Origin of the sequence: Brevundimonas lenta (assembly GCF_014196335.1) — a bacterium.
Taxonomy (GTDB): Bacteria; Pseudomonadota; Alphaproteobacteria; order Caulobacterales; family Caulobacteraceae; genus Brevundimonas; species Brevundimonas lenta.
The window spans coordinates 327086-350750 of sequence record NZ_JACIDM010000002.1 but is presented as its reverse complement, the minus strand read 5'-3'; the positions used below and the strand labels follow the sequence as shown (position 1 = coordinate 350750).

Sequence of the window (23665 nt, the reverse complement as noted above, 5' to 3'; positions counted from 1 at the left end):
TACGCTAGCGCGCCGCCCGACCGCCGACTAGGTCTGGACCTATGGACTTCACCGAGGACGCCTACGTTCTGTCGGCCCGTGCGCATGGCGACACAGGCGTCGTCGTCGAACTGCTGACCGAGTCCCACGGACGCCGGGCGGCCTATGTCGCCGGCGGCGCGTCGCGGCGGATGAAGCCCTTCCTGCAGGCGGGGGCGCGGGTCGTCGCCGACTATCGGGCCCGGACGTCCGATCACCTGGGCTCGGCACGGCTGGAGCCGGTGGGGGAGGGGCCCAGCGCCCTGTTCGACGATCCCCTGGCCCTCACCGGCCTGGCCGCCGCCGCCGCGGTGGCGCAGGGCGCGCTGCCCGAGCGCGAACCCCACCCCGGCGCCTTCTTCGCTTTCGAGGCCCTGATGGCCGCCTTCGCCCTGCCGGACGTCTGGCCCGCCATCTTCGTCCGCTTCGAGGCGGGCCTGCTGGAAGACCTCGGCTTCGGCCTCGACCTCAGCCGCTGCGCCGTTACCGGCGGCATGGACGATCTGGTCTGGGTCAGCCCCCGCACCGGCCGCGCCGTCAGCCGCGAAGCAGGCGCGCCCTATGCCGACAAGCTGCTGAAGCTCCCGCCCTTCATGCTCGGCGCCCAGGCGGGGCTGGGCGAGGGCGACGTCGGCTCAGGCCTGGACCTCACCGGCCATTTCCTCGAACAGTTCGTCTTCCACCCGCAAAACCGCCCCATCCCGCCCGCGCGCGTCTGGATGGTCGACAAGCTGCGGGAAGCGGGGCGGCTCTAGGCCCCCGCCGCAAACGCCTCGAACTGCGCCGCATAGTCCGGGTGCCAGCGCGACAGGGCGGGGCGGTTGTTGATGATGTCGCCCACGGCCCAGGCGATGCGCTTCTCATCCAGCGCCCGATCGACGTCGTTGTCGGGACACAGGATGTAGAAGTCGCCGGCCTCCAGCCGCTCCAGCATGAAGTCGACCGTCAGTTCCGACGTCCAGGCCCCGGCCGGACGTTCCTGACGGCCGCCGGACGCCAGCGGCGTCCAGACGAAGCCGGGGATCAGCAGGTGGGCGCTGATGGTCGCCGCCCCGGTGTTGCGCAGCTGGTGCGCCAGCGCCTCGGTATAGGCTTTCACCGCCGCCTTGCTGACGTTGTAGGCCGGATTGCCGGGCGGGGTGGTGATGCCCTGTTTCGAGCCGGTGTTGATGATCAGGCCGCGCCGGCCGCGCTCGACCATCCGGGGCGCGAAGACCTGGCTGCCGTCGATCACGCCCCAGACGTTCACGCGCATCAGGCGCCGCCAGTCGGCTCCGGAGCCGAATGCGTCGTTCGGAATCTGGATGGCTGCATTGTTCATCAGCACGTCGGTCCCGCCGAACCGGTCCGCGACCGTGGCCTCGGCCGTCTCCAGCGCGGCGCGGTCCGACACGTCGACCTCCAGCCCGACGATCTCAACGCCGGCGGCCGCGCTGTCCTGAAGATCGGCGACCGCCTGTTTGAGGCGCTCCGCCCCGAGGTCCGCGATGACGACGTGCAGACCGAGGCCGGCGAAGCGGCGCGCCGCCGCCAGGCCTATCCCGGATGCGCCGCCCGTGACGAAGGCGACCGCGCCGGGAACGAGAGCCGGATGGGACATCGAACAGCCTCCAGATGTGATCTGGACGCAGATGGCGACGCGCGTGTCCCCGGGCAACTCCGACGCGGAATTCCTGCGCACGATCGCGGTCTGCCACCATATCGCCGGCGAAAAACATCTGCCGGAACAATGGCCCCGGGCGCCTCTGCATCATTCGACGCGCCATGTTCAGGGCTCGCCGGATAATGCGCCCATGACAAACAACGACCCGAAACCCCGCACCCGCCTCTCCGACGAAACCTGGGCCGAAGCCCGGGAGGACTATCTCGCAGGCGTCTCCACAGGCGTGATCGCCGAGCGCTACGGCCTGACCGACCGTTCGGTTCGCCGCCGCGCCGCCCAGGAAGGCTGGCGCCGGGAGGCGCGGCCGCGCCAGCGCTACAGAAACCTCGGTGACCGCATCGACAACGAGATCGAGGCCTTGCCCGAGCTGACCGACATCCTCGACGTCAACAATCAGGACATGCACGATCTCCTGTTCCTGCCGGACGGGGTCAACATGTGCCGCTTCGCTTTCCGGCGGGCGGCCGAGGCCGCGGCGCTGGATTCGCCGAACGAAGCAGCGGCATGGATGCGGCTGGTGCATCTGACGGTGCGGGTCCGGACGCAGATCGACGTGGACGTGCGTCCATTCAGTCGCGCAGACTATCTGCGCGCGGGAATGCTGCGCTCTGTCGGCGATCATCTGGAGACCAACCCGTTCGGGCTGGGGACAGAGTCCGATATGTCCGGAAAGTCCGCTGAAATTCACGGCGGACCGGACTCTGACGGCTAGACTTCCAGGTTCAGATTGCCGATTCGGATCCCATGACCGTTCACACCCCGCCGCCGGAAGGCGGTCGCATCGTCGACGAGCCGATGAGCGAGGCGCTGTCGAAGCGCTATCTCGCCTACGCCCTGTCGACCATCACCAACCGGGCCCTCCCGGACGTCCGCGACGGCTTCAAGCCGGTGCACCGGCGCATCATGTACGCCATGCACCAGATGCGCCTGAACCCGCAGGCCGCGGCGCGCAAATGCGCCAAGGTCGTCGGCGAGGTGATGGGCAGCTATCACCCGCACGGCGACGCCTCGATCTATGACGCCCTGGTCCGCCTGGCCCAGGACTTCTCGCAGCGCTATCCGCTGGTCGACGGGCAGGGCAATTTCGGCAACATCGACGGCGATAACGCCGCAGCCATGCGCTACACCGAGTGCAAGCTGACCGCCGCCGCCGTCCTGCTGATGGACGGCATCGACCAGAACGCCGTCGACTTCCGCTCCACCTATGACGATCAGGACGAGGAGCCGATCGTCCTGCCGGCCGGCTTCCCGAACCTGCTGGCCAACGGCTCGTCCGGCATCGCCGTCGGCATGGCCACCTCGATCCCGCCGCACAACGTCGGCGAGCTGATCGACGCCTGCCACCTGCTGCTGGAGCGTCCCGAAGCGACGACCGAAGAGCTGGCGACCATCGTCCCGGGACCGGACTTCCCGACCGGCGGCGTCGCCGTCGAGGGCCACGCCTCCATTCTCGACGCCTATGAGACCGGCCGCGGCGGCGTTCGCCTGCGCGCCCGCTGGGAGACCGAGGATCTCGGCCGCGGCGTGTGGCGCATCGTCGTCACCGAGATGCCCTACCAGGTCCAGAAGTCGAAGCTGATCGCCGACCTCGCCGACCTGATCGAGAACAAGAAGGCTCCGCTTCTGGCCGACGTCCGCGACGAGTCGGCGGAGGACATTCGCCTCATCATCGAGCCGAAGTCCCGGACGGTCGAGCCTGAAGTCCTTATGGAAAGCCTGTTCAAGCTTTCCGATCTGGAAGTCCGCTTCCCGATCAACATGAACGTCCTCGACGCCAGCGGCACGCCGCGCGTCATGGGCCTCAAGGCCTGCCTGCGGGCCTTCCTCGATCACCGCCAGGAAGTGCTGGTCCGCCGCGCCCAGTGGCGCATCGAGCGGGTCGAGAAGCGACTGCACCTCCTGGAAGGCCTGCGGATCGTCTTCCTCAACCTTGACGAGGTCATCCGCATCGTCCGCGAGGAGGAACAGCCCAAGGCCGTCCTGATCGCGCGCTTCGGCCTGACCGAGATGCAGGCCGACTACATCCTCGATACCCGGCTGCGCCAGCTGGCGCGGATCGAGGAAATGGCGATCGAGAACGAATACAAGGAACTGTCCGAAGAACTTGCCAACCTGCAATCGCTCTCGTCGTCCCCGGCGAAACAGTGGAAGCAGATCGGCAAGGACCTCGAGGCGGTCCGCAAGGCGCTGGTCTCGCCGCGCCGGACCACGATCTCGGAAGCCGTCGACACCTCGGCCTACGCCCCGGTCGAGGCCTTCATCCCGCGCGAAGCCATCACCGTCATCCTGTCCGAGCGCGGCTGGATCCGCGCCGCAAAGGGCAAGGTCGAGGACCCGTCGGAGCTGAAGTTCAAGGAAGGCGACAGCCTGGCCTTCCTCGTCCCGGCATACACGACCGACAAGCTGCTGGTGGCCGCCTCGGACGGCCGCATCTTCACCATCGGCGCCGACAAGCTGGCCTCGGGCCGCGGCCACGGCGAGCCGCTGCGCCTGATGATCGAGCTCGACGAGAAGGCCGACATCATCAACATCCTGGCCCACCAGCCGGGCGGCAAGCTGCTGATCGCCTCGAAGGCCGGCTACGGCTTCGTCGCGCCGGAGGACGACCTGCTGGCCCAGAAGCGCGGCGGCAAACAGGTGCTGAACGGTGACCTGCTGGCGGCGCTGCGCGTCACCGGCGACCACGTCGCCACCATCGGCGAGAACATCAAGGCGCTGATCTTCCCGATCGCCGAACTGCCCGAAATGGGACGCGGCAAGGGCGTGAAGCTGCAGAACTTCAAACAGGGCGGCCTGGCTGACGTCTCGGTGTTCAACGCCGAGCAGGGACCGGAATGGGCCGACGGCGGCGGCCGTCGCCGCAACTGGCCCGACTGGAAGGACTGGCTCGGCAAACGCGCCCAGGCCGGCCGCCAAGGCCCGCGGGGCCTCCGGAAGTTCCGCTAAACGGTGACGCGGATGTCATTTTCAGGCTGAGCCATATCGCGCGATAGTTCGGGGGTGGCTCAACCGGCCGTGCTGGAGATCGAAATGATCACCCTGATCGTCATCGGCGTCATCGTCCTCATCCTGCTGTTCGTCGTCGCGGGCGGCTACAACCGGCTGGTCGCGCTGGACCAGCGGGCCGACCAGTCCTTCGCCGACATCGACGTGCAGCTGAAGCAGCGCCAGGACCTGATCCCGAACCTCGTCGAGACCGTGAAGGGCTACGCCACGCACGAGCGCGGCACCCTGGACGCCGTCACCGCCGCCCGGGCCGCAGCCGCCGGCGCGACCTCGGTCAACGACAAGGTCGCCGCCGAGAACATGCTGACCGGCGCCCTGGGCCGGCTGTTCGCCGTCGCCGAGGCCTATCCGGACCTCAAGGCCAACGCCAATTTCCAGCAGTTGCAGGCCGAACTCTCGGACATCGAGAACAAGCTCGCCGCCGCCCGTCGCTTCTTCAACAACGCCGTCAGCGAGTTCAACGCCGTGCGTCGCTCGTTCCCGACGGTCCTGTTCGCCGGCCTGTTCGGCTTCGGCGCGGACAAGCCCTTCTTCGACGTGGGCGAGGCCGACCGCGCCGCCATGAACGCCGCGCCGCCGCAGGTGAAGTTCTAAGTCAGTCCCATGGGCGCCGTCGGGCTCCAGACCCACATCTGGGCGAACAATACGCGATCGATCCTGCTGCTGGCGGCCTTCCCCGTGCTGCTGGTCTTCATCCTGTACGGCGTGCAGCTGATCCTCATGGGTCTGGGCATGCTGCCGGGGACGGGCAGGGGGCTGGACGACGACATGTTCCTGGCAGCCTCCTGGCTGGGCTGGACCATCCCCATGGCCCTGGTCGCCGCGGGTATCTGGTTCGTCATCGCCTACTTCGGCAACCAGGTCATGATCGACGCCATGACCGGGGCCCGGAAGGTTGAGAGACGGTCTGAACCCGAGCTCTACAACCTGCTGGAAAACCTCGCGATCTCCCGCGGCCTGAAGACGCCCACATTGCGCGTCATCGAGAGCGACAGCCTCAACGCCTTCGCCACCGGCCTGCATGAGGGCCGCTACAGCATCACCGTCACCCGCGGCCTCGTGAACTCTCTGACCCGCGACGAGCTTGAGGCGGTGCTGGCCCACGAGTTGACCCACGTCATCAACAAGGACGTGCGGACGATGGTCATCGCCTCGATCTTCGCCGGCATCATCAGCGTCATCGCCGAGCTGGTCTTCCGGGGCCTGTTCTACCTCGGCCGGGGGCGATCGAAGAACAACAACGCCGGCCCGCTGCTCCTGATCGGCCTGGCCTTCGCCGCCATCGGCTTCATCCTCGCCATCGTCATCCGCATGATGCTCTCGCGCAGCCGCGAGTACGTCGCCGATGCCGGGGCGGTCGAGCTGACCAAGAACCCCGACTCCATGATCTCGGCCCTGCGCAAGGTCGAGGGCCGCTCCTCCGTCCCCGCCGTGGACGAGGTCCAGCAGTTGTTCCTCGACAACCAGCCGGACGGAAAGGGTCTCGAAGGCCTGTTCGCCAGCCATCCGCCGATCGGCAAGCGCATCGAGGCGCTGGTGAAGTTCGGCGGCGGCCGCGACCCCGGCCCCTGGAGCGGCGGCCCGCCTGATCCCCTGCCTCGCGCGACCACATCGGTCCCCATCACCTGAGGAGCCCCGGATGCCGCCACGCACCATCCTGGTCGAGAACGCCGTCAGCGGCGGCAAGCCGACGGCGGTCAACGCCGACAAGTACGAGGCCATGCGCGACGCCTATCTGAAGGCCGTGCCCTCGGGCGACCCCGGCGCCACGCCCGCGGAAATCCTGACCGCAGTGAAGCCCGCTCTCCCGGACGACCTGTTCCCGGGCGGAGCCACCGCCGGCTGGTGGGCCAAATGCGTTCAGCTGGACCTGGAGGCGAAGGGCGTGATCGTGCGCGGGCCGAAGTCGCCCGTGCGGCTCAGGAAGACCTAGGCCGGGTCGGCCATCCGCTCCCAGCCCAGGCGGGTCAGCTGCTCCATCGGCCGGAAGCTGGCCTTGTAGTCCATCTTCTGCGAGCCCCGGACCCAGTAGCCCAGGTAGACGAACGGCAGGCCGACCGCCTGCGCCTGACGTGCATGATCCAGGATGGCGAACCGGCCCAGGCTGCGGCTGTCCATCGTCGGGTCGAAGAAGCTGTAGACCATCGACAGGCCGTCCGAGAGCAGGTCGGTCAGGCACACGCCGACCAGGTCGCCCGGCCCGCCGTCGGAGGAGGGCAGGCGGTACTCGATCAGATGCGTGCGCACGGCCGTATCCTCAACCATCGCCACATAGTCCAGCCAGGCCATGCCGGTCATCCCGCCGCCGGGATGGCGCGACGCCAGATAGCGGCGCAGCAGGTCGAACTGCTCCGTCGTCGCCTCGGCCTCGACCAGATCGCGCGACAGGTCGTCGTTGCGCTTCAGGATCCGTCGCTGCGACCTGGAAAAGGCGAACTCCGCCACCGGAATGCGCACCGACACGCAGGCGTCGCAGGTCTCGCACGCCGGGCGGTAGGCGATGTTCTGGCTGCGCCGGAACCCGGCCTGGGTCAGCTCGTCATTCACATGTGCGCCGTCGCTGAACGGCAGGTTGGCGAACACCTTCCGCTCCGTCTGGCCCGGCAGATAGGGGCACGGCGCCACGGACGTCATGTAGAAGCGAAGCTGGCGCTGGGGGACAAACTGCGTCACGGCCTTACGTCCGCATCCAATTCCGCCGGGATTTTGACAACCCACGCATAAACGGATTTGGCGCTGCGTCGCTCCCCGGCGCAAGCCCGTTCGCCCGCCGCCCGATATCGAAGCGGCAGGCCGGGGGTCACAGGCTGGTGTCCGTAGGCAGGACCGGCGCCTCGCGCAGCAGCACGATGGCGATCCGGCGGTTGCCCGCCAGGGTCGGATCGTCGGGATACAGCGGATCGGAGCCCGCCTTGCCCGAGACCTGGTAGACCCGGTCCGGATCGACGCCCGCGCCCTGCAGGATCAGCCGCGAGGCGTTGGCCCGCGCCGACGACAGGGTCCAGTCGTTCGGCCCCGTCGCCCGGTTCGAGCCCGGCGCCGCCGAGGTGTGGCCGGTGATCGAGATGCGGTTCGGCAACTGGTTGATGACCCGCGAAATGGCCCGCAGCAGCAACTGGGCGCGTGCGTTCGGGCGGGCCGAGTTCTGCTCGAACATCGACCGGCCTTCCTGGTCGACCAGCTGGATACGCAGGCCTTCCGGCGTCTGGTCGATGATCAGTTGTTTCGACAGTTCCGCCAGTTCCGGCATCGACTGCATAGCCTGGCGCAGCGACTCGGCGGCCGAGGCGAAGTCGGCGGCCTCGCGGCGGGCGATCTCCTCGCGCAGTTCGGCCTCGCTGGCGGCGGCCAGATTGGCGCTCTGGCCGGCTTCCTGCGGCGCGTCCGGCGGCGCTTCCGGCGCCAGCTGGGTGATCACCGACATGGCGCCCGCGCCCTTGGCTCCGTCGTCGCCCAGCGACGTCCCGCCCAGGATGCCGCCCGAGCCCGACGTGGTCTGCGAGACGCTGGCCGGCGCGAAATATTCAGCGATGCCGCGCTTCTGTTCCGGATCGGTCGTGTTGATCAGCCACATCAGCAGGAAGAAGGCCATCATCGCGGTGACGAAGTCGGCGTAGGCCACCTTCCACGCGCCGCCGTGGTGGCCGTGACCAGCCACCTTCTTGACCTTCTTGATGAGGATCGGGCGATCGCTCATGGACATGGAAACAGGCTCGCGGAACCGGGTACGTAAGCCCCAGGGTCGCCGATCGTCGTTAAGAACCCGTTTGCAATGTTTTTGGCGGCTCCGACGCCCCTTCCGCCGCTTGCCGCGACAGCCGGCCTCCCTTAGGTCGGGGTGGTGACCCTTGAACCGCCACCGCTCGCCCCATCCGCCGACACCGTGGCGTATCGCCGGGCGCTGGGCGCCTTCGCGACCGGCGTGTGCGTGGTCACGGCCGACAGCGACCAGGGGCCGCTGGGCCTGACCATCAACTCGTTCACCTCGGTCTCGCTCGAACCGCGCCTGATCCTGTGGTGCCTCGACGAGCGTTCAGAGCGCTGGTCCGCTTTCGCCGCCGCCGGGCGGTTCGCCCTGCATATCCTGCCGGCGGAAGATCGCGAGAAGGCGGCGCGGTTCGCGCGGGGCGTGGCCCTGCTCAAGGACGACGAGTTCGAACGCTGCGGTGACGGGCCGCCGTGCCTGACCGAGGCGCTCGCCCGGTTTGAGTGCGCCGCCCACGACCGCATCCAGATGGGCGATCACATGGTCATCGTCGGCCGCGTCGAGGCCTTCACCTCGACCGACGGCGCGGCCCTCACGTTCTGGCGCGGCCGCTACGGGTCGCTGGGAGACGACGCATGAAGACCGGTTTCGCGGGACTGGGCGTGATGGGCGCGCCAATGGGCCGCCACCTGATCGCCGCCGGCTTCCCCGCCGCCGGCTACAACCGTTCGCCCGACAAGGCGCTGACCTGGGCCGCGGCGACGGGCGGGACCTTCGCCGCCACCGTCGCCGACGCCGCGCGCGACGCCGAACTCTTCATCCTGTGCGTCGGCAACGATGACGACGTCCGCCAGGTCGTGGCCGAGGCCCTGCCGCATCTGGCGCCGGGCGCCGTGATCGTCGACCACACCACGACCTCGGCGAAGGTCGCGCGCGAGATGTCAGCCCTGGCGGCGGGGCAGGGGGCCTTCTTCATCGACGCCCCCGTCTCGGGCGGTCAGGCGGGCGCCGAGAACGGCCAGCTCAGCGTGATGGCCGGCGGCGACGCCGACGCCCTGGCCCGGGTCGAACCGGCGCTGAAATCCTATTCGAAGGCGATCCAGCACATGGGGCCCTCGGGCGCCGGCCAGCTGACCAAGATGGTCAACCAGATCTGCATCGCCGGCGTCGTCCAGGGTCTCGCCGAGGCGGTCCATTTCGCCCAGCAGGCCGGGCTCGACACCGACGCCGCCTACGCGGCCGTGTCGAAGGGCGCGGCCCAGTCGTGGCAGATGGACAATCGCTGGAAGACGATGGCCGAGGGTCGCTTCGACTTCGGCTTCGCCGTCGACTGGATGCGCAAGGATCTCGGCCTCGTGCTGGATGAGGCGCGCGCCAACGGCAGCCACCTGGCGCTGACGGCCCTGGTGGATCAGTTTTATTCCGAAGTGCAGTCCATGGGGGGATCGCGATGGGACACGTCGAGTCTGGCGGCGAGGTTGCAGGACCGGAAGCGTCCGGCCTGAAGACAGCCGCCGGCCTGTTCCGGTCGCGTCCGTTCTGGAAGGCCCGCACTGCGCCGCATCCGGTCTGGGACTTGTGGTGGGGCCTGAAAAAGGAATTCAGCATCCTGGGCGCGCCGGCCAGTTGGCTGACCACGCCCGGCTCGTGGGGCTATTTCGGCAACGACTTCGTTTCAGGCCTGCGTCGCAACCGGTCGACCCTGCGGTCCTTCGCGCTTCTGGACGCCGCGCCAGACCAGTTCGAAGGCACCACGGCGCTGGCGGCGCTGAACGCCGCCCGGCACCAGCAGATGTTCCAGCTCGTCGCGCTGGGCTACATCAGCATCCCCGTGACGATCGTGCTGGGTCTGGCCGAAGTCATGCCGGACAGCCTGATTGCAACCTTCCGCGACCACCACGAGCTGGTGCTGAACCTGGTCGCCATGCTGACCATCGGCGCCGCGATTTATATGATCGGCCTATGGCGCGCCCGGCAGCTGGTCGCCGTGCTGGAGCTGTGGCGACTGGAGCGGGGCCTGCCTCCTGGCGGAGTCAGGCCGGCTCCAGCTCCCCGGCGTGAGCCCCGGCCGAAGGCGCGGGCGAAGGCGACATCTCAAGGAACCTGACCTCGCCCGAATGCATCTGCTTCACGGCCGCCACGACCTTCAGCTTGCCGGCCTTGATGGCGTCGGCCAGCGAGGTGTCGGCGGTCACCAGCTTTTCGGCGACGCGACGGGCGTTCTCCTCGACGGCGCGCAGGGCCATGTCGGCGGCGCCCGAACGCCGGGCGTCCAGCACGGCCGGTATGATCGGCACGATCATCTCTTCCAGTGACGGATCCATCTGCGCCTTGCCGTCGACGATCGCCTCGGCCGCCGCCACCGCGCCGCAGCCGGTGTGGCCCATGACCACCACCAGCGGGCAATGCAGGTGCTTCACGGCATAGACGATCGAGGCCAGACCGCGCCGGTCGACCGTATTGCCGGCCACGCGGATGCTGAACAGTCGGCCGAAGCCCTGATTGAACAGAATGGTCGGCGGCGTGCGGCTGTCGGCGCAGCCGACGATGGTCGCGATCGGGTGTTGTCCGCCCTGCAGATCGTCCAGATCGCCGGCCTTCACGTGACCCAGGTTGTTCTCGCCGCGCAGGAAGGCTGCGTTTCCTTCCAGCAGCATGGCCAGCGCTTCGTCCGGACCGGGCAGGGGGGCAGGGGCAGGTGCATTTGCCACAGGCGGAGCCTCTTCGATGACGAGAGGCTGTGCCGGGTGTCCTGCGCGCGGCTTCTTCCGCCCGAAAAGCCATCCCATAACAACTCTCCACGAACGACGTTAACCAACATTAACGCCTGTGTTCGACGGAGCGATGAAGGTCAAGGGTCAAAACCGCGAATGGTGAAGCTTGTCGGGAACCGTCGCCCGGACGGCGCACCCTTGGGGGTAACCCCGATGGACCCGGCGGATCGGCAGGCGGATAGTCTCACATTGCGAGAGACGCTGCGGAGCCGGCTTCGTACGGCACGGCCGCAGGACCGTCCGGAAGAAGGAGCCCGGAAATGATCATGAGACGTAGCGGACCGGGCCTTATCGGCCGAACGGCGAAAACCGTGGCGCGTACGGCGGTTATCGCCGGAACCGCCACAGCCGTCTCAGGCAAGGTCGCCGGCAGACAGGCCGCGGCTGCGCCGGACACGCCGCCAGTGGCGGCGCCGTCCGGATTGTCGGCAACAGACCTTGAACAGCTCAAGACCCTCGCTGAGCTGCATGCGTCCGGCGTCCTGACGGACGAGGAGTTCGCCACCCAGAAGGCCCGAATCCTTCACTGACGAGGTTCCGGTGCGCCAAACCGCCATATCGGATTTCGCATAATATATCTTAGGCGCACTCCGGATGGCAGGAAAAAGGGCCGCCGATCCTCCGATCAACCGCCCTTTCCCGCGCCTCAGGAACCTCAGATGTGCAGAACGCGTCCGTAGGCGTCCAGCGAGGCCTCGTGCATCGCTTCGGACATCGTCGGGTGCGGATAGACGATGCCGTGCATGTCCTCTTCCGTCGCCTCCATGGTGATGGCGGTGACGTAGCCCTGGATCATCTCGGTGACCTCGTGGCCGATCATATGGGCGCCGACCAGGGCGCCCGACTTCGCGTCGAACAGCACCTTCACGAAACCCTCGGTCTCGCCGGCGGCCACGGCCTTGCCGTTCACCTTGAACGGGAAGCGGCCGATCTTCACCTCGCGACCGGACTCCTTCGCCGCCTGTTCGGTCAGGCCGACCGAAGCGACCTGCGGCTGGGTATAGGTGCAGCCGGCGATCGGGCTGTCGACATGCGGACCCTTGTGGCCGGCGATGAACTCGGCGGCGTGAATGCCTTCGTGGCTGGCCTTGTGCGCCAGCCAGGGCGCGCCGGCGCAGTCGCCGATGGCGAACAGGCCCTTCACATTGGTCTGGCAGTGGCTGTCGATGGTGATATGGCCGCGGTCCATGTTGACGCCCAGCGCCTCCAGACCGATGCCGTCGGTGTTGGCGGTGATGCCGACCGCCGAGATGCAGACCTCGGCCTCCAGGGTCTCGGCCTTGCCGCCGACCTCGACCGCCACCGACACGCCCGACGCGGTCTTCGAGACCTTCGTCACCTTGGCGCCGACGCGGAATTTGATGCCGCGCTTCTCGAACGCGCGCTGGGCGGTCTTGGAGACCTCGGCGTCCTCGACCGGCATGATCCGGTCGACCGCTTCCACAACAGTAACTTCAGCACCCAAAGCACGGTAGAAGCTGGCGAATTCGAGACCGATCGCCCCTGAGCCGATGACCACGAAGGTCTTCGGTAGCTTCTTCGGCGCCAGAGCCTCGCGGTAGGCCCAGATCTTGTCGCCGTCGGCCTCGAGGCCGATCTGCGGCAGCGCCCGCGCCCGTGCGCCTACCGCCAGCATGACGTTCTTCGCCTCGACCGTCCGGCTGCCGCCGGCCTTCAGGGCGATGACCACCTTCGGGGCCCCAGCCCCCTTCTCCAGCTTCGCCGCGCCCTCGATCACCTCGATCTTGTTCTTCTTCATCAGGAAGGCGACGCCCTTGTTCATCGTCGCCGCGACGCCGCGCGAGCGCTGGATGATGGCGTCGAAGTCGAAGCCGACCTTGTCCGCCGACAGGCCGTACTCCTTCAGGTGCGACAGGCTTTCGTACTTCTCGCCGGACTTGAGCAGCGCCTTGGTCGGGATACAGCCCCAGTTCAGGCAGATGCCGCCCAGGTTCTCGCGCTCGACGATGGCCGTCTTCAGACCCAGTTGGCTCGCGCGGATCGCGGCGACATAACCGCCCGGGCCGGAGCCGATCACGATGAGGTCGAATTCGGCCATAGACTGGGCTCCCGCACGAGTTGATGAGCGCTTCTAGCGCCATGCGGCCGCCGCCGAAACCCGCCCGTAAGGGTTTGTGACCGGGCCCTCCGGGCTACTCGAGACCCCAGAAGGCCGCGGAGGTGTGCTGCCCGACCTCGAACAGGAAGAAGGTGAAAAGCAGCGGGCCCCACAGGAAGACCACATAGGTCACCGAGTGGATCCATCCCTTGGCGACGGCGTCCGACCAGCGCGAGCCGTAGTAGGCCTTCAGGCTTCGGGTCAGCCAGATCTGATACCCGATAAGAGCCAGAATGAACCCGTACCCGACCCCCAGCAGGTTCCACAGCGCCCCGAGCGTGAGCATGAGGAACATTATGCTGTGCGCGAACAGGGCGAAGATCAAATGCTCGCTGAGCAATCGCCCCTTCGCGAACAGGGGCCACAGCAGCAGCGCATAGAGCGGCATCATCAGCCACAACGCCCTGGAGACCCAGTTGTTGAGGCTTCTGTTCAGGACTGAAGGGTCTTTGGCCGTGTCGCGCATCACCCCCATGACAGCCCGATCAAACTCATCCGCGCCGGACTGTTGCCTGGACGCCGCGTCAAACGCTGCAAGAATTGCGGGATCGGGTGGCTGCTCCAGACGGCGTTCAAGAGCGACGAACTGGAAGCGAAACCCGCCGCCCTGCCATTGCGTCGAGGTGCTGCGGACCCAGGGCGTGCCGGTCCTCACGAACTCCACCTGCACCAGCTGAATCCCGGAAAGTCCGAGGAACAGGAAGAACAGCAGGGACGCCGTCAGATACAGCCGGACCGGCGGCAGAAAGCGGGTCTTGTCCCCTGCCCTCTGGGCGTCCGGCACCGCCCCCGGCTCATGGATCAGCGTCCAGGCCGTTCGCGGGACGGCGGACGAGTAGGAGAAGACGGAGTCTATGACCTCGACGCCGAGGTCCTTGAGCTTGCGCGCCATCGGCAGGCTGTCGTGACCGCAGTCGTGACAATACCGCCCGTGCAGTTTCGCGCCGCAGGTCCGGCAGTTTCCCAACGCCTCGCCCCGCACGGGGCGCGCACGCCGCATGCCGCGCCGCGGAGGCGGGGACGAAGGCAGGCCGGGTTCGGGCGCCGCATCGACCAAGGGTTCCTCCGCGAGGAACCCCGGTTATGCCAGCGCCCGGAAGACGGCTTCAAGCTGAGCCGTCGGCCTATGACTAGGCCAGCATCGTCACCGGATCTTCGATCAGCGGCTTGAAGGCCTGCAGGAAGCGGGCTCCCGTCGCGCCGTCGACCACGCGGTGATCGCAGGTCATCGTCACCGTCATGACGGTGGCGATCGCCAGCTGGCCGTTCTTCACGACCGGACGCTGCTCCCCTGCCCCGACGCTCATGATCGCGCCCTGGGGCTCGTTGATGATCGACGAGAACGACTTGATGCCGAACATGCCCAGGTTGGACACCGAGAAGGTGCCGCCCTGGAACTCTTCCGGCTTCAGCTTGCGGTCGCGGGCGCGTTTGGCGAGATCCTTGGATTCCGTCGCGATCTGCGACAGCGACTTCAGCTCGGCCTTGCGGATGATCGGCGTGATCAGACCGCCGTCGATCGCCACCGCCATCGCCACGTCGGCGTTGTGGTGCATGGCGATGCCCTCCGGCGTGTAGCTGGCGTTGGCTTCCGGCACGGCCTTCAGGGCCATGGCGGCGGCCTTGATGACGAAGTCGTTGACCGAGACCTTCACACCCGACTTCTCGAGCAGCGCATTGACCTTGGCGCGCGCCGCCAGCAGGGCGTCGATCTCGACGTCGATGAACAGCGGGAAGTGCGGCACCTGCTGGATCGAGTCGACCATGCGCCGGGCGATGGCCTTCTTCATGCCGTCCAGCGGGATCAGGTCGTAGGTGCCGTCCGGAATGCCCATCTGGGCCAGCGACTGCACCGGACGCGAGGCGATGCCTGCTGCAGCAGCAGCCCCGGCGGCCGGCTTGGCGCCGCCCTTCGGCGCGCCCTCGACGTCGCGTTTGACGATGCGGCCGTGCGGGCCGGTGCCCTTGACCGACTTCAGATCGACGCCGGCCTGGGCGGCCAGACGGCGCGCCAGCGGCGAGGCGAACAGACGTCCGCCGTCCGCGCTGACGGGCGCCGGAGCGCTCTTCGGCGCCTCGGCCTTCGCCGGAGCGGCCTCAGCCTTCACCGGTTCAGCCTTTGCGGCTTCAGCCTTCGGAGCGTCCGCCTTCGGCGCCGGAGCGGCCGCGCCGCCCTCGTCCTTCAGACGGGCGATAGGCGTGTTGACCTTCACGCCTTCCGAGCCCTCGGGCACGAGGATGTCGGTGATCTCGCCCTCGTCGACGGCCTCGACTTCCATCGTGGCCTTGTCGGTTTCGATCTCGGCGATCACGTCGCCGGCCTTGACCGTGTCGCCGACCTTGACGTGCCATTTGGCCAGCACGCCCTCTTCCATCGTCGGCGACAGCGCCGGCATCAGGATGTCCGTCATGCTATCACCTGCTTCACAGCCTTGATGATCTTGTCCGCGCCCGGCAGCGACAGCACTTCCAGGTTGGCCGCGTAGGGCAGCGGCACGTCTTCCTGGTGCACCCGCAGCGGCGGGGCGTCCAGATAGTCGAAGGCGTGCTCGATCACGCGGGCCACAACCTCGGCGCCGACGCCCATCGGACCCCAGCCTTCTTCGGCCGAGACCAGACGGTTGGTCTTCTTGACGCTCTCGACGATCGTCTCGTGGTCCAGCGGACGCAGGGTCCGCAGGTCGACGACCTCGCAGGAGATGCCTTCCTCGGCCAGCTTTTCGGCGGCCTGCAGGGCGAAGCCGACCATCCGGCTGTGCGCCGTGATGGTGACGTCCGTGCCCTCGCGGCGAACCTTGGCCTTGCCGATCGGCACGACGTAGTCCTCGACGTCCGGCACGTCGAACTCGAGGCCGTACATCATCTCGTGCTCGAGGAAGACGACCGGGTTCGGATCGCGGATGGCCGCCTTCAGCAGGCCCTTGGCGTCGGCCGCATCATAGGGCGCGATGACCTTCAGGCCCGGGACCTGGGCGTACCAGGCCGAGTAGTCCTGGCTGTGCTGGGCCGCCACGCGCGACGCGGCGCCGTTCGGACCGCGGAACACGATGGGCGCCCGGATCTGGCCGCCCGACATGTACAGCGTCTTGGCCGCCGAGTTGATGATGTGGTCGATGGCCTGCATGCCGAAGTTCCACGTCATGAACTCGACGATCGGCTTCAGGCCCGCCATGGCGGCGCCGACGCCCAGGCCGGCGAAGCCGTGCTCGGTGATCGGGGTGTCGACGACGCGCTTGTCGCCGAACTCCTGCAGCAGTTCGCGGCTGACCTTGTAGGCGCCCTGGTACTGGGCGACTTCCTCGCCGATCAGGAACACGCGGTCATCCCGGCGCATCTCTTCGGCCATCGCGTCGCGCAGGGCGTCGCGGATGGTCGTCTTGACCAGTTTGGCGTCGGCCGGGATTTCCGGATCGCGCAGCTGGACCTTCGGTCCGACCGCGGTGTCGTCCGTCTTCTCTTCGGTCTCGCCCGAACCGGACGTCGCGATGGGCAGCGGAGCGTCGGCCTTCGGCGCATCGGCCTTCGGCGCCGGGGCGGCCGCGCCGTCCTCGCCCGCCAGACGGGCGATCGGCGTGTTGACCTTCACGTTCTCCGAACCTTCCGGAACGAGGATTTCAAGCACCTCGCCCTCGTCGACGGCCTCGACTTCCATCGTGGCCTTGTCGGTCTCGATCTCGGCGATCACCTGGCCGGCGGAAACGACGTCCCCGGCCTTGATGTGCCACTTGGTCAGCGTGCCCTCTTCCATGGTGGGCGACAGCGCCGGCATCAGAATGTCGGTCACGATCAGGCCTCCACGTAGACGTCAGTGTAGAGCTCGGACGGATCCGGCTCCGGGCTCTCTTGAGCGAATTGCACGGCTTCGGCGACGATCGCCTTGATCTCGTTGTCGATGGCCTTGAGTTCGTCCTCAGTGGCCTTCGCCTGTTCGAGCAGCATCTTCACGTGCTCGATCGGATCGCGGGTCTTCTTGACCTCGTCGACCTCTTCCTTGCTCCGGTACTTGGCCGGGTCGGACATCGAGTGGCCGCGGTAACGATAGGTCTTCACCTCGAGGATGAAGGGGCCGCCGCCTTCACGGGCGCGCTTCACGGCGCGGGCCGTGGCGTCGCGGACCGCCAGCACATCCATGCCGTCGACCTGCTCGCCCGGGATGCCGAAGCTGGCGCCGCGCATGTAGAGCTCGGTCGTGGACGACGAGCGCTCGATGCTCGTGCCCATGGCGTACTGGTTGTTCTCGATGATGTAGATGGCCGGCAGCTTCCACAGCTGGGCCATGTTGAAGCTCTCGTAGACCTGACCCTGGTTCGAGGCGCCGTCGCCGAAATAGACGAACGCGACCGAGTCATCGCCGCGGTAGTGGCCGGCGAAGGCCAGGCCGGTGCCGAGCGCCACCTGCGCCCCCACGATCCCGTGACCGCCGTAGAAGCCGGTCGGCACGTCGAACATGTGCATCGAGCCGCCCTTGCCCTTCGACGAACCGCCGATGCGGCCGGTCAGCTCGGCCATCACTTCCTTGGGATCCATGCCCGCGGCCAGCATGTGGCCGTGGTCGCGGTAGCCCGTGATGATCTTGTCGTGGCCCTGTTTGACGCTCTCCTGAACGCCGACCGCCACGGCCTCCTGACCGATGTACAGGTGGCAGAAGCCGCCGATCAGGCCCATGCCGTACAGCTGGCCCGCGCGCTCCTCGAAGCGACGGATCAGAACCATCTCACGGTAGAAGCGCAGCAGGTCCTCTTTCGAGGCCTGGGGCGTGTTTGGAATCTTCGCCTGCCTGGAATCGGCTTTGGCGGCGGGGGCTTTCGCCATCCGTCATCTCCCGGCTGGACCCCGCCAACGGGGCCTCTTGTCGTTACGGAAAGGGGCTTTAGCAGCCTTCGTTCCTGAAACGCAAAGCGACCCGGTGAAGCTGTAACTAAAGTTCACGACCTGCGCGGAGCGCGGGCCTCTTCGGTCGGATGCGAGACGCGGATCACATAGTCGCGCGGATCGGCGAACCCAAGCACCGCACGGGCTCGTTCTTCCAGCAGATCGCGCGACAAACTGTCCGTGCGCAGGTAGCGGACACGAACCTCAAGGTCCTGACGCTCTTCAAGAATATCGGCCAGCTGGGACTCGCGGCGCTCCAGCATCGCGTCCCGCGCCCCGCCGCTCAGCAGCCCGCGCTCGCCCGTCAGGGCCTGAACGCCCAGGTAGGCGATCAGCAGCAGCAGGACTGCGGACGGTATGTAGGGCTTCATCCGATCGGGCACTTCGGACGCTCCTTCTGAGCGTAGACTCGTGATTGATCGAGTCTGACCGAAAATGCCTAACGAACCGTAGCTTGGCCGTAACTGCCAAGACCGCAAAGCGGCGACTGCAACCACTGCAAAGTCGCAGCCGCCAATCCTGCTCAGGCCGCAGTCGCGGCCGAAGCCGCCTATTTCAGCAGCATGCCGTCGCCGAAATACATGCCCTGGTCGCCCAGCATCTCCTCGATGCGCAGCAGCTGGTTGTACTTGGCCGTGCGATCCGAGCGCGCCAGGGAGCCCGTCTTGATCTGTCCGCAGTTGGTCGCCACGGCCAGGTCGGCGATGATCGAATCTTCGGTTTCGCCCGAACGGTGGCTCATGACGGCGGTGTAGCCGGCGCGATGGGCCATATCGACCGCATCCAGGGTCTCGGAAAGCGTGCCGATCTGGTTGACCTTGATCAGGATCGAGTTGGCCAGGCCTTCGCCGATGCCGGCGGCCAGACGGGCCGGATTGGTCACGAACAGGTCGTCGCCGACGATCTGGACGCGGTCGCCCAGGCGCTCGGTCAGCAGACGCCAGCCGTCAAAGTCGTCCTCGGCGCAGCCGTCCTCGATCGACACGATCGGGAAGCGCTCGCACAGATCGGCCAGGTAGCCGACCATGCCGTCGGCGTCGAAGGTCTTGCCCTCCCCCGCCATGACGTACTTGCCGTCCTTGAAGAACTCGGTCGCGGCGACGTCGAGGCCCAGGTGGAAGTCCTCGCCCGCCAGATAGCCGGCCGCCTGGCCCGCCTTCGTGATGAACTCCAGCGCGGCCTCGGCCGACAGCAGGTTCGGGGCGAAGCCGCCCTCGTCGCCGACGTTGGTGTTATGGCCGGCGTCCTTCAGCGCCTTCTTCAGGGAGTGGAAGATCTCCGCGCCCATACGCAGGCCGTCCGTGAAGGTCTCGGCGCCGGTCGGCAGGATCATGAACTCCTGGATGTCGATCGGATTGTCGGCGTGGGCGCCGCCGTTGATGATGTTCATCATCGGGGTCGGCAGCACGCGGGCCGAGACGCCGCCCAGATAGCGGTACAGCGGCAGGTTCGAGCTGACAGCGCTCGCCTTGGCGCAGGCCAGCGACACGCCGAGGATGGCGTTGGCGCCCAGGCGGCCCTTGTTGGGCGTGCCGTCGAGGCCGATCAGGGCCTCGTCGATGCGACGCTGGTCCTCGGCGTCCATGCCGGACAGGGCGTCGAAGATCTCGCCGTTGACGTTGTCGACGGCCTTCTGGACGCCCTTGCCGCCCCAGACGTCCTTGTCGCCGTCGCGCAGTTCGACGGCTTCGTGCGCGCCGGTCGAGGCGCCCGAGGGCACGGCGGCGCGGCCGAAGCTGCCGTCTTCCAGTACGACATCGACCTCGACCGTCGGATTGCCGCGGCTGTCGAGGATCTGGCGGGCGACGATTTCGGCGATGTCGGTCATGGGAAGACTCTGGTTGTGCGAGGCGATCTGACGCCGCGTTTAGCCCGCGCCGCACCGCCACGGCAAGGAACCCGCGCGTGTGGTCTGTGCGTTCCTCGCCCGAAGGAGTCTCCCATGGAACTGAAACGCGGCCGTCTCATCGACCATGTCCACCTGCGCGCCCGCGACCTCGCGGCCAGCAAGGCCTTCTACAAGGGCGTGTTCGAGGCCCTCGGCATTCCCTGGCACGAGGAGGAAACCCACCTCTGGGCCGACGAATTCTGGATCGACGCCGGCGAACCGGAAAGCCGTATCCACCTCGCCTTCCAGGCCCCCGACGAAGAGACGGTCCAGCAATTTCATGCCGCCGCCCTACGCAACGGCGGGCGCGACAACGGCGCGCCGGGGGAGCGCAGGAAGTACCACCCCGGCTACTACGCCGCCTTCGCCTTCGATCCGGACGGCAACAACATCGAGGCCGTCTATCACGGCCCCGCCGAGCGTTCGGCCGACGCCGTCACCCTGACGTTCGAGATGCCGGAAGGCTGACGCCGGTCAGGCGCAGCCTTCGACGTACTGGATCGACGGACCCCCGGCGGCGATCGAACTCACCTTGCCGTCCGTGCCGATCTCGTACTTCAGCCCCCGCGCCGCCGCGCTGGTGTGGTCGCTGCCCGTCCAGACCGTGATGTATTCGGCCGGGGCGTCGACATACTTGTGCGGCGTGGCTTCGGCGGACGCGCCGTAGACCCGCTTCACTTCGGCGGCCGTGTCGCCGACATTCAGCGCCCGGTCGGTCTCGACGGCGGCGTTGCGGCTGACCCACACGCTGGTCAGCACGCCGTTCTCCAGCATCACCAGCATGCCTTCGGGCGCGCGATTCGGCCGGAACATGTCGCAGGCCTCGGGATCGGGCCCGCCGACGGCGTTCGGATTCGCATCCGGGCCCAGCGCGGCCTCGACCTCCGCCCGCGTCATGCCGATGCGCAGCGGGCCGAATCCCTGCGCGGTCAGCTTGTCGCCCGCGGAAACGGGATCGCCGGTCGGTTGGGAAGGCGTCGCCGGCCCCGGCGCCGGGGCCGACGCAGGCTCCTCCGGCAATGGCTGGCTGCAGGCGGCCAGCCCCAGCAGGGCTGCGGAACCGAGGGCGATCAGGCGCATCATCAGTCTCTCCGGAAGGTTGTAACCGGAGAACAACGCACGAAAACGGCGCGCGGAGAACCGCGCGCCGTTAAATCGTTCCGGCCCGGCCTACGCGCTTCAAGCTACGTGGGCCGGAATGACGGATTCAGAAGACTACTCTTCCTTGGGTGTCAGAACCTGGCGGCCGCGATAGGTGCCGGTCTTCAGGTCGATGTGGTGCGGGCGCTTCAGCTCGCCCGTGTCCTTGTCCTCAACGTAGGCGTTGGTGCCCAGCGAGTCGTGGGCGCGGCGCATGTTGCGACGCGAGGGCGATACTTTGCGCTTCGGAACGGCCATTTCCGTCTCAATCTTCTGGTCGGGCGCCGGTAAAGGCGCGAATACAAGAGCGGCGGCCCGAACGAGCCGCCAGCGAGCGCGGGCTTATGCATGAACCCGTGGACGATTTCAAGGCAGGTTCTGCCCTGTCTTCAGTCCAGGGCGCACTCCATGACGATGAAGTGCAGATCGTCCCGCAGCGGCAGGCCGAATCTGGGGTCGTCGTACGGGAAAGGCAGGGTTTCGCCGGTCCCCGCATAGCCCAGCCGCTCGTACCAGGCGATGAGGGTGTCGCGCTGCGGGAAGACCGATATCCGCACCCGGCGCGCGCCGAATCGCTCCGCCAGGGTCGCGTGCGCCGCCTCGACCAACCGCCGCCCCAGACCGCCGCCTTGCAGGGTCGGACTGACCGACAGCATGCCGAAATAGCCGACACCCTCTCCTCGGTCCGCGATCAGCACGCAGCCGACGAGGTCGTCGCCGCGCCACGCCGTCAGCAGCAACTGCTTCGGATCGGCCAGGATATCCGCCAGACCGTCGGGATCGGTGCGCTGGCCGCCCAGCAGGTCCGCTTCGGTCGTCCAGCCCGCGCGCGAGGCCTCGCCCCGGTAGGCGCTCTCGATCAGGCCGTGCAGGGCTGGAATGTCAGTCGTCGCGGCGTCGCGTATCGTCAGCTCAGTCATGCGCCAGCATGTCGGCGACCGCCTCGCCGATGGCAAGGGAGCTGGTCAGGCCGGGGCTCTCGATTCCGAACAGGGCGACAAGGCCGTCGAAACCGTGATCCTCGCGTCCGCGAATCTGGAAGTCCGGCTGCGCCTCGCCCGGCCCGTGCAGCTTCGGCCGGATGCCCGCGTAGTCCGGCGTCAAACGCCCCTCGGGCAACCCGGGCCAGAAGCGCCGGATGTAGCCTTCGAACTCCGCCGCCTTGGCCGGATCGACCGAATAGTCCTCGGTCTCGACATAGCTCAGGTCCGGACCGAACACGCCCTGCCCGCCCAGGTCCTTGCGATAGTGGGTGCCCAGCGCGCCCGGGATCGGCGGCGGATAGACCAGCCGCTCGAACGGCGCCGGGCCGGTCAGCCTGAAATAAATCCCCTTGCCCAGATGCCCGACCGGGATCCGGTCGGCCGGATAGCCCTCGATCCGTCCGGCGACATCCTGGGCGCCCAGACCCGGCGCGGTGACCAGCAGACGGCTGGTCAGTGTCGCTCCCCCCTCTCCGCCCGCCACGATGCTCCACCCGCCGCCCGGCAGCGCCTCGGCGCGCTCGAACGGCGTCGAGACCACGACCGACCCGCCCGCATCCTCGATCTCGCCCTGCAGGGCCAGCATGTAATCGTGACTGGCGAACAGGCCGCTCTCCGGCGACAGGATCGCCCCATGGGCGTTCAGCCCAGGCTCCAGCGCCCGCGCCTGGGCGCCGGTCAGATGCTCCAGACCCTCGACGCCGTTGGCCACGGACTGATCGAAGATCGCCTCGATCCGCGGGACCTCGGCCTCGTTCGTCGCCACGACCAGCTTGCCGCATTTGCGGTAGTCGACCTTGTGGCTATCCAGAAAAGGATACAGCAGCCGGCGTCCCTCGACGCACAGCCGCGCCTTCAGCGACCCGGTCGGATAGTAGAGGCCGGCGTGGATGACCTCGCTGTTGCGCGACGACACGCCCTGGCCGATGTGCGGCTCCTTCTCGAGCACCAGCACCGACAGGCCCCGCTTCGACAGCGCGCGACCGCAGGCCAGGCCGACCGCGCCGGCGCCCACGACCGTCGCGTCGAAGTCGAAGGTCACGCCTGCGGGCCGTACAGCTTTGCGGCCCGGGCCTCGAAACAGGCCATCAGCTTGCCGACCGCCCGGTCGAAATTGGCCTGCAGCATTCCGTCCAGCAGCCGCGAGCGGAAGGCGAAGTCGATCATGAACTCGATCCGCGTCCCCGCCGGATCGGGGAAGAACTCCCAACGGTTCTTCAGGTGATGGAACGGCCCGCGCAGCAGGCCGACCTCGACCTTCGGAACATTCCGGTCATGCCGCACCCAGGTCGAGAACCGCTCCTTCAGGAACGAGAAGCCGACCGACGCCTCGGCGTCCTCGACGCAGATGCCGGGGCGTTCCTCGCGCAGGTTCCAGGTCCGCATGCCCGTCACCCAGGGCACGAACTCCGGATAGGACTTCACGTCCGCAACCAGCTCGGCGAGCTGATCCGGCTGATAGGGCAGGATTTTCGTGACGCGATGGACGGCCAAAC

General features: G+C 67.6%; 27 protein-coding genes. 11 read left to right on the top strand and 16 right to left on the bottom strand.

From position 1 onward, the window contains the following. The first annotated feature begins 41 nt into the window (after positions 1–41). Complete coding sequence (gene recO / locus GGR12_RS09215; RefSeq protein WP_183204122.1) at positions 42–773, top strand: DNA repair protein RecO; 732 nt, start codon at positions 42–44, stop codon at positions 771–773. Here recO and GGR12_RS09210 read toward each other — a convergent pair. Next, positions 770–1618, bottom strand: coding sequence for an SDR family NAD(P)-dependent oxidoreductase (locus GGR12_RS09210; protein ID WP_183204121.1), 849 nt, complete (start codon positions 1616–1618; stop codon positions 770–772). The genes recO and GGR12_RS09210 overlap by 4 nt on opposite strands. Between GGR12_RS09210 and GGR12_RS09205 the strand changes: the two genes are divergently transcribed. The 5 genes from GGR12_RS09205 to GGR12_RS09185 are packed head-to-tail and all read left to right on the top strand — an operon-like array spanning position 1575 to position 6620. Beyond that, positions 1575–2393 carry a hypothetical protein gene (locus GGR12_RS09205; RefSeq protein ID WP_183204120.1) on the top strand — a complete coding sequence of 273 codons (819 nt, stop codon included), beginning with the start codon at positions 1575–1577 and terminating at the stop codon, positions 2391–2393. The genes GGR12_RS09210 and GGR12_RS09205 overlap by 44 nt on opposite strands. 32 nt (positions 2394–2425) lie before the next feature. Then, positions 2426–4627, top strand: a complete 2202-nt coding sequence (parC, locus tag GGR12_RS09200; RefSeq protein WP_183204119.1) for a DNA topoisomerase IV subunit A — start codon at positions 2426–2428, stop codon at positions 4625–4627. Between the two features lie 54 nt (positions 4628–4681). Next, a complete protein-coding gene (locus GGR12_RS09195; protein WP_343053183.1) occupies positions 4682–5281 on the top strand; it encodes a LemA family protein in 600 nt (199 codons plus the stop codon). 9 nt (positions 5282–5290) lie between these two features. Next, complete coding sequence (locus GGR12_RS09190; protein WP_183204118.1) at positions 5291–6316, top strand: M48 family metallopeptidase; 1026 nt, start codon at positions 5291–5293, stop codon at positions 6314–6316. A 10-nt stretch (positions 6317–6326) separates the two neighbouring features. Then, positions 6327–6620, top strand: a complete 294-nt coding sequence (locus GGR12_RS09185) for a DUF6958 family protein (protein WP_183204117.1) — start codon at positions 6327–6329, stop codon at positions 6618–6620. On the opposite strand, the gene GGR12_RS09180 is transcribed toward GGR12_RS09185, so the two are convergent. Further along, positions 6617–7360, bottom strand: coding sequence for an arginyltransferase (locus GGR12_RS09180; RefSeq protein WP_183204116.1), 744 nt, complete (start codon positions 7358–7360; stop codon positions 6617–6619). The two genes, GGR12_RS09185 and GGR12_RS09180, sit on opposite strands and share 4 nt — an antisense overlap. Before the next feature lie 127 nt (positions 7361–7487). Further along, positions 7488–8390: a flagellar motor protein MotB gene (locus GGR12_RS09175; RefSeq protein ID WP_183204115.1), complete on the bottom strand. Its 903-nt coding sequence runs from the start codon at positions 8388–8390 to the stop codon at positions 7488–7490. A 138-nt stretch (positions 8391–8528) separates the two neighbouring features. On the opposite strand from GGR12_RS09175, the gene GGR12_RS09170 reads away from it, so the two are divergent. Genes GGR12_RS09170 through GGR12_RS09160 form a run of 3 tightly spaced genes read left to right on the top strand, consistent with a single transcriptional unit; the run spans position 8529 to position 10500 of the window. Further along, positions 8529–9032, top strand: a complete 504-nt coding sequence (locus GGR12_RS09170; RefSeq protein ID WP_183204114.1) for a flavin reductase — start codon at positions 8529–8531, stop codon at positions 9030–9032. After that, complete coding sequence (locus tag GGR12_RS09165; RefSeq protein WP_183204113.1) at positions 9029–9898, top strand: NAD(P)-dependent oxidoreductase; 870 nt, start codon at positions 9029–9031, stop codon at positions 9896–9898. The genes GGR12_RS09170 and GGR12_RS09165 overlap by 4 nt, the downstream gene beginning before the upstream one ends. Next, positions 9844–10500, top strand: coding sequence for a hypothetical protein (locus GGR12_RS09160; RefSeq protein ID WP_183204112.1), 657 nt, complete (start codon positions 9844–9846; stop codon positions 10498–10500). The genes GGR12_RS09165 and GGR12_RS09160 overlap by 55 nt, the downstream gene beginning before the upstream one ends. Here the strand turns inward: GGR12_RS09160 and GGR12_RS09155 are convergent. Beyond that, positions 10427–11050 (bottom strand): carbonic anhydrase, encoded by a 624-nt coding sequence (locus GGR12_RS09155; protein WP_183204111.1) that lies wholly within the window; start codon positions 11048–11050, stop codon positions 10427–10429. The genes GGR12_RS09160 and GGR12_RS09155 overlap by 74 nt on opposite strands. A 428-nt stretch (positions 11051–11478) precedes the next feature. On the opposite strand from GGR12_RS09155, the gene GGR12_RS09150 reads away from it, so the two are divergent. Continuing rightward, entirely contained in the window at positions 11479–11697 is a 219-nt protein-coding gene (locus GGR12_RS09150) for an SHOCT domain-containing protein (RefSeq protein WP_221212310.1), read from the top strand. A gap of 125 nt (positions 11698–11822) precedes the next feature. Here the strand turns inward: GGR12_RS09150 and lpdA are convergent, their stop codons facing one another. From lpdA to eno, 7 genes are all read right to left on the bottom strand, one after another. Next, positions 11823–13226, bottom strand: coding sequence for a dihydrolipoyl dehydrogenase (gene lpdA / locus GGR12_RS09145; RefSeq protein WP_183204109.1), 1404 nt, complete (start codon positions 13224–13226; stop codon positions 11823–11825). A 94-nt stretch (positions 13227–13320) separates the two neighbouring features. Continuing rightward, the gene (locus tag GGR12_RS09140) at positions 13321–14178 is read right to left on the bottom strand and encodes a DUF3667 domain-containing protein (RefSeq protein ID WP_183204108.1); all 858 of its coding nucleotides are present in this window, start codon (positions 14176–14178) and stop codon (positions 13321–13323) included. A 238-nt stretch (positions 14179–14416) separates the two neighbouring features. Further along, positions 14417–15697, bottom strand: a complete 1281-nt coding sequence (locus GGR12_RS09135; protein ID WP_183204107.1) for a pyruvate dehydrogenase complex dihydrolipoamide acetyltransferase — start codon at positions 15695–15697, stop codon at positions 14417–14419. Further along, entirely contained in the window at positions 15694–17070 is a 1377-nt protein-coding gene (locus tag GGR12_RS09130; protein WP_183204106.1) for a pyruvate dehydrogenase complex E1 component subunit beta, read from the bottom strand. Before GGR12_RS09130 ends, GGR12_RS09135 begins: the two co-directional genes overlap by 4 nt. A 2-nt stretch (positions 17071–17072) precedes the next feature. Further along, positions 17073–18098, bottom strand: a complete 1026-nt coding sequence (gene pdhA, locus GGR12_RS09125; protein WP_183204105.1) for a pyruvate dehydrogenase (acetyl-transferring) E1 component subunit alpha — start codon at positions 18096–18098, stop codon at positions 17073–17075. Positions 18099–18211: 113 nt separating this feature from the next. Continuing rightward, complete coding sequence (locus GGR12_RS09120; protein ID WP_183204866.1) at positions 18212–18529, bottom strand: FtsB family cell division protein; 318 nt, start codon at positions 18527–18529, stop codon at positions 18212–18214. A gap of 179 nt (positions 18530–18708) precedes the next feature. Then, positions 18709–19986, bottom strand: a complete 1278-nt coding sequence (eno, locus tag GGR12_RS09115) for a phosphopyruvate hydratase (RefSeq protein WP_183204104.1) — start codon at positions 19984–19986, stop codon at positions 18709–18711. Positions 19987–20100: 114 nt separating this feature from the next. On the opposite strand from eno, the gene GGR12_RS09110 reads away from it, so the two are divergent. Further along, positions 20101–20514: a VOC family protein gene (locus tag GGR12_RS09110; RefSeq protein ID WP_183204103.1), complete on the top strand. Its 414-nt coding sequence runs from the start codon at positions 20101–20103 to the stop codon at positions 20512–20514. Positions 20515–20520: 6 nt separating this feature from the next. Here GGR12_RS09110 and GGR12_RS09105 read toward each other — a convergent pair whose 3' ends face one another. The 5 genes from GGR12_RS09105 to GGR12_RS09085 all read right to left on the bottom strand — a co-directional run bounded on the left by GGR12_RS09105 (position 20521) and on the right by GGR12_RS09085 (position 23663). Then, positions 20521–21129 (bottom strand): hypothetical protein, encoded by a 609-nt coding sequence (locus GGR12_RS09105; protein WP_183204102.1) that lies wholly within the window; start codon positions 21127–21129, stop codon positions 20521–20523. A 132-nt stretch (positions 21130–21261) separates the two neighbouring features. Beyond that, positions 21262–21444 carry a 50S ribosomal protein L32 gene (gene rpmF, locus GGR12_RS09100; protein ID WP_183204101.1) on the bottom strand — a complete coding sequence of 61 codons (183 nt, stop codon included), beginning with the start codon at positions 21442–21444 and terminating at the stop codon, positions 21262–21264. A 131-nt stretch (positions 21445–21575) separates the two neighbouring features. After that, a complete protein-coding gene (locus GGR12_RS09095; RefSeq protein ID WP_183204100.1) occupies positions 21576–22106 on the bottom strand; it encodes a GNAT family N-acetyltransferase in 531 nt (176 codons plus the stop codon). Beyond that, the gene (locus GGR12_RS09090) at positions 22099–23211 is read right to left on the bottom strand and encodes an FAD-dependent oxidoreductase (protein ID WP_183204099.1); all 1113 of its coding nucleotides are present in this window, start codon (positions 23209–23211) and stop codon (positions 22099–22101) included. The genes GGR12_RS09095 and GGR12_RS09090 overlap by 8 nt, the downstream gene beginning before the upstream one ends. Beyond that, a complete protein-coding gene (locus GGR12_RS09085; RefSeq protein ID WP_183204098.1) occupies positions 23208–23663 on the bottom strand; it encodes a type II toxin-antitoxin system RatA family toxin in 456 nt (151 codons plus the stop codon). The genes GGR12_RS09090 and GGR12_RS09085 overlap by 4 nt, the downstream gene beginning before the upstream one ends. Positions 23664–23665 lie beyond the last annotated feature (2 nt).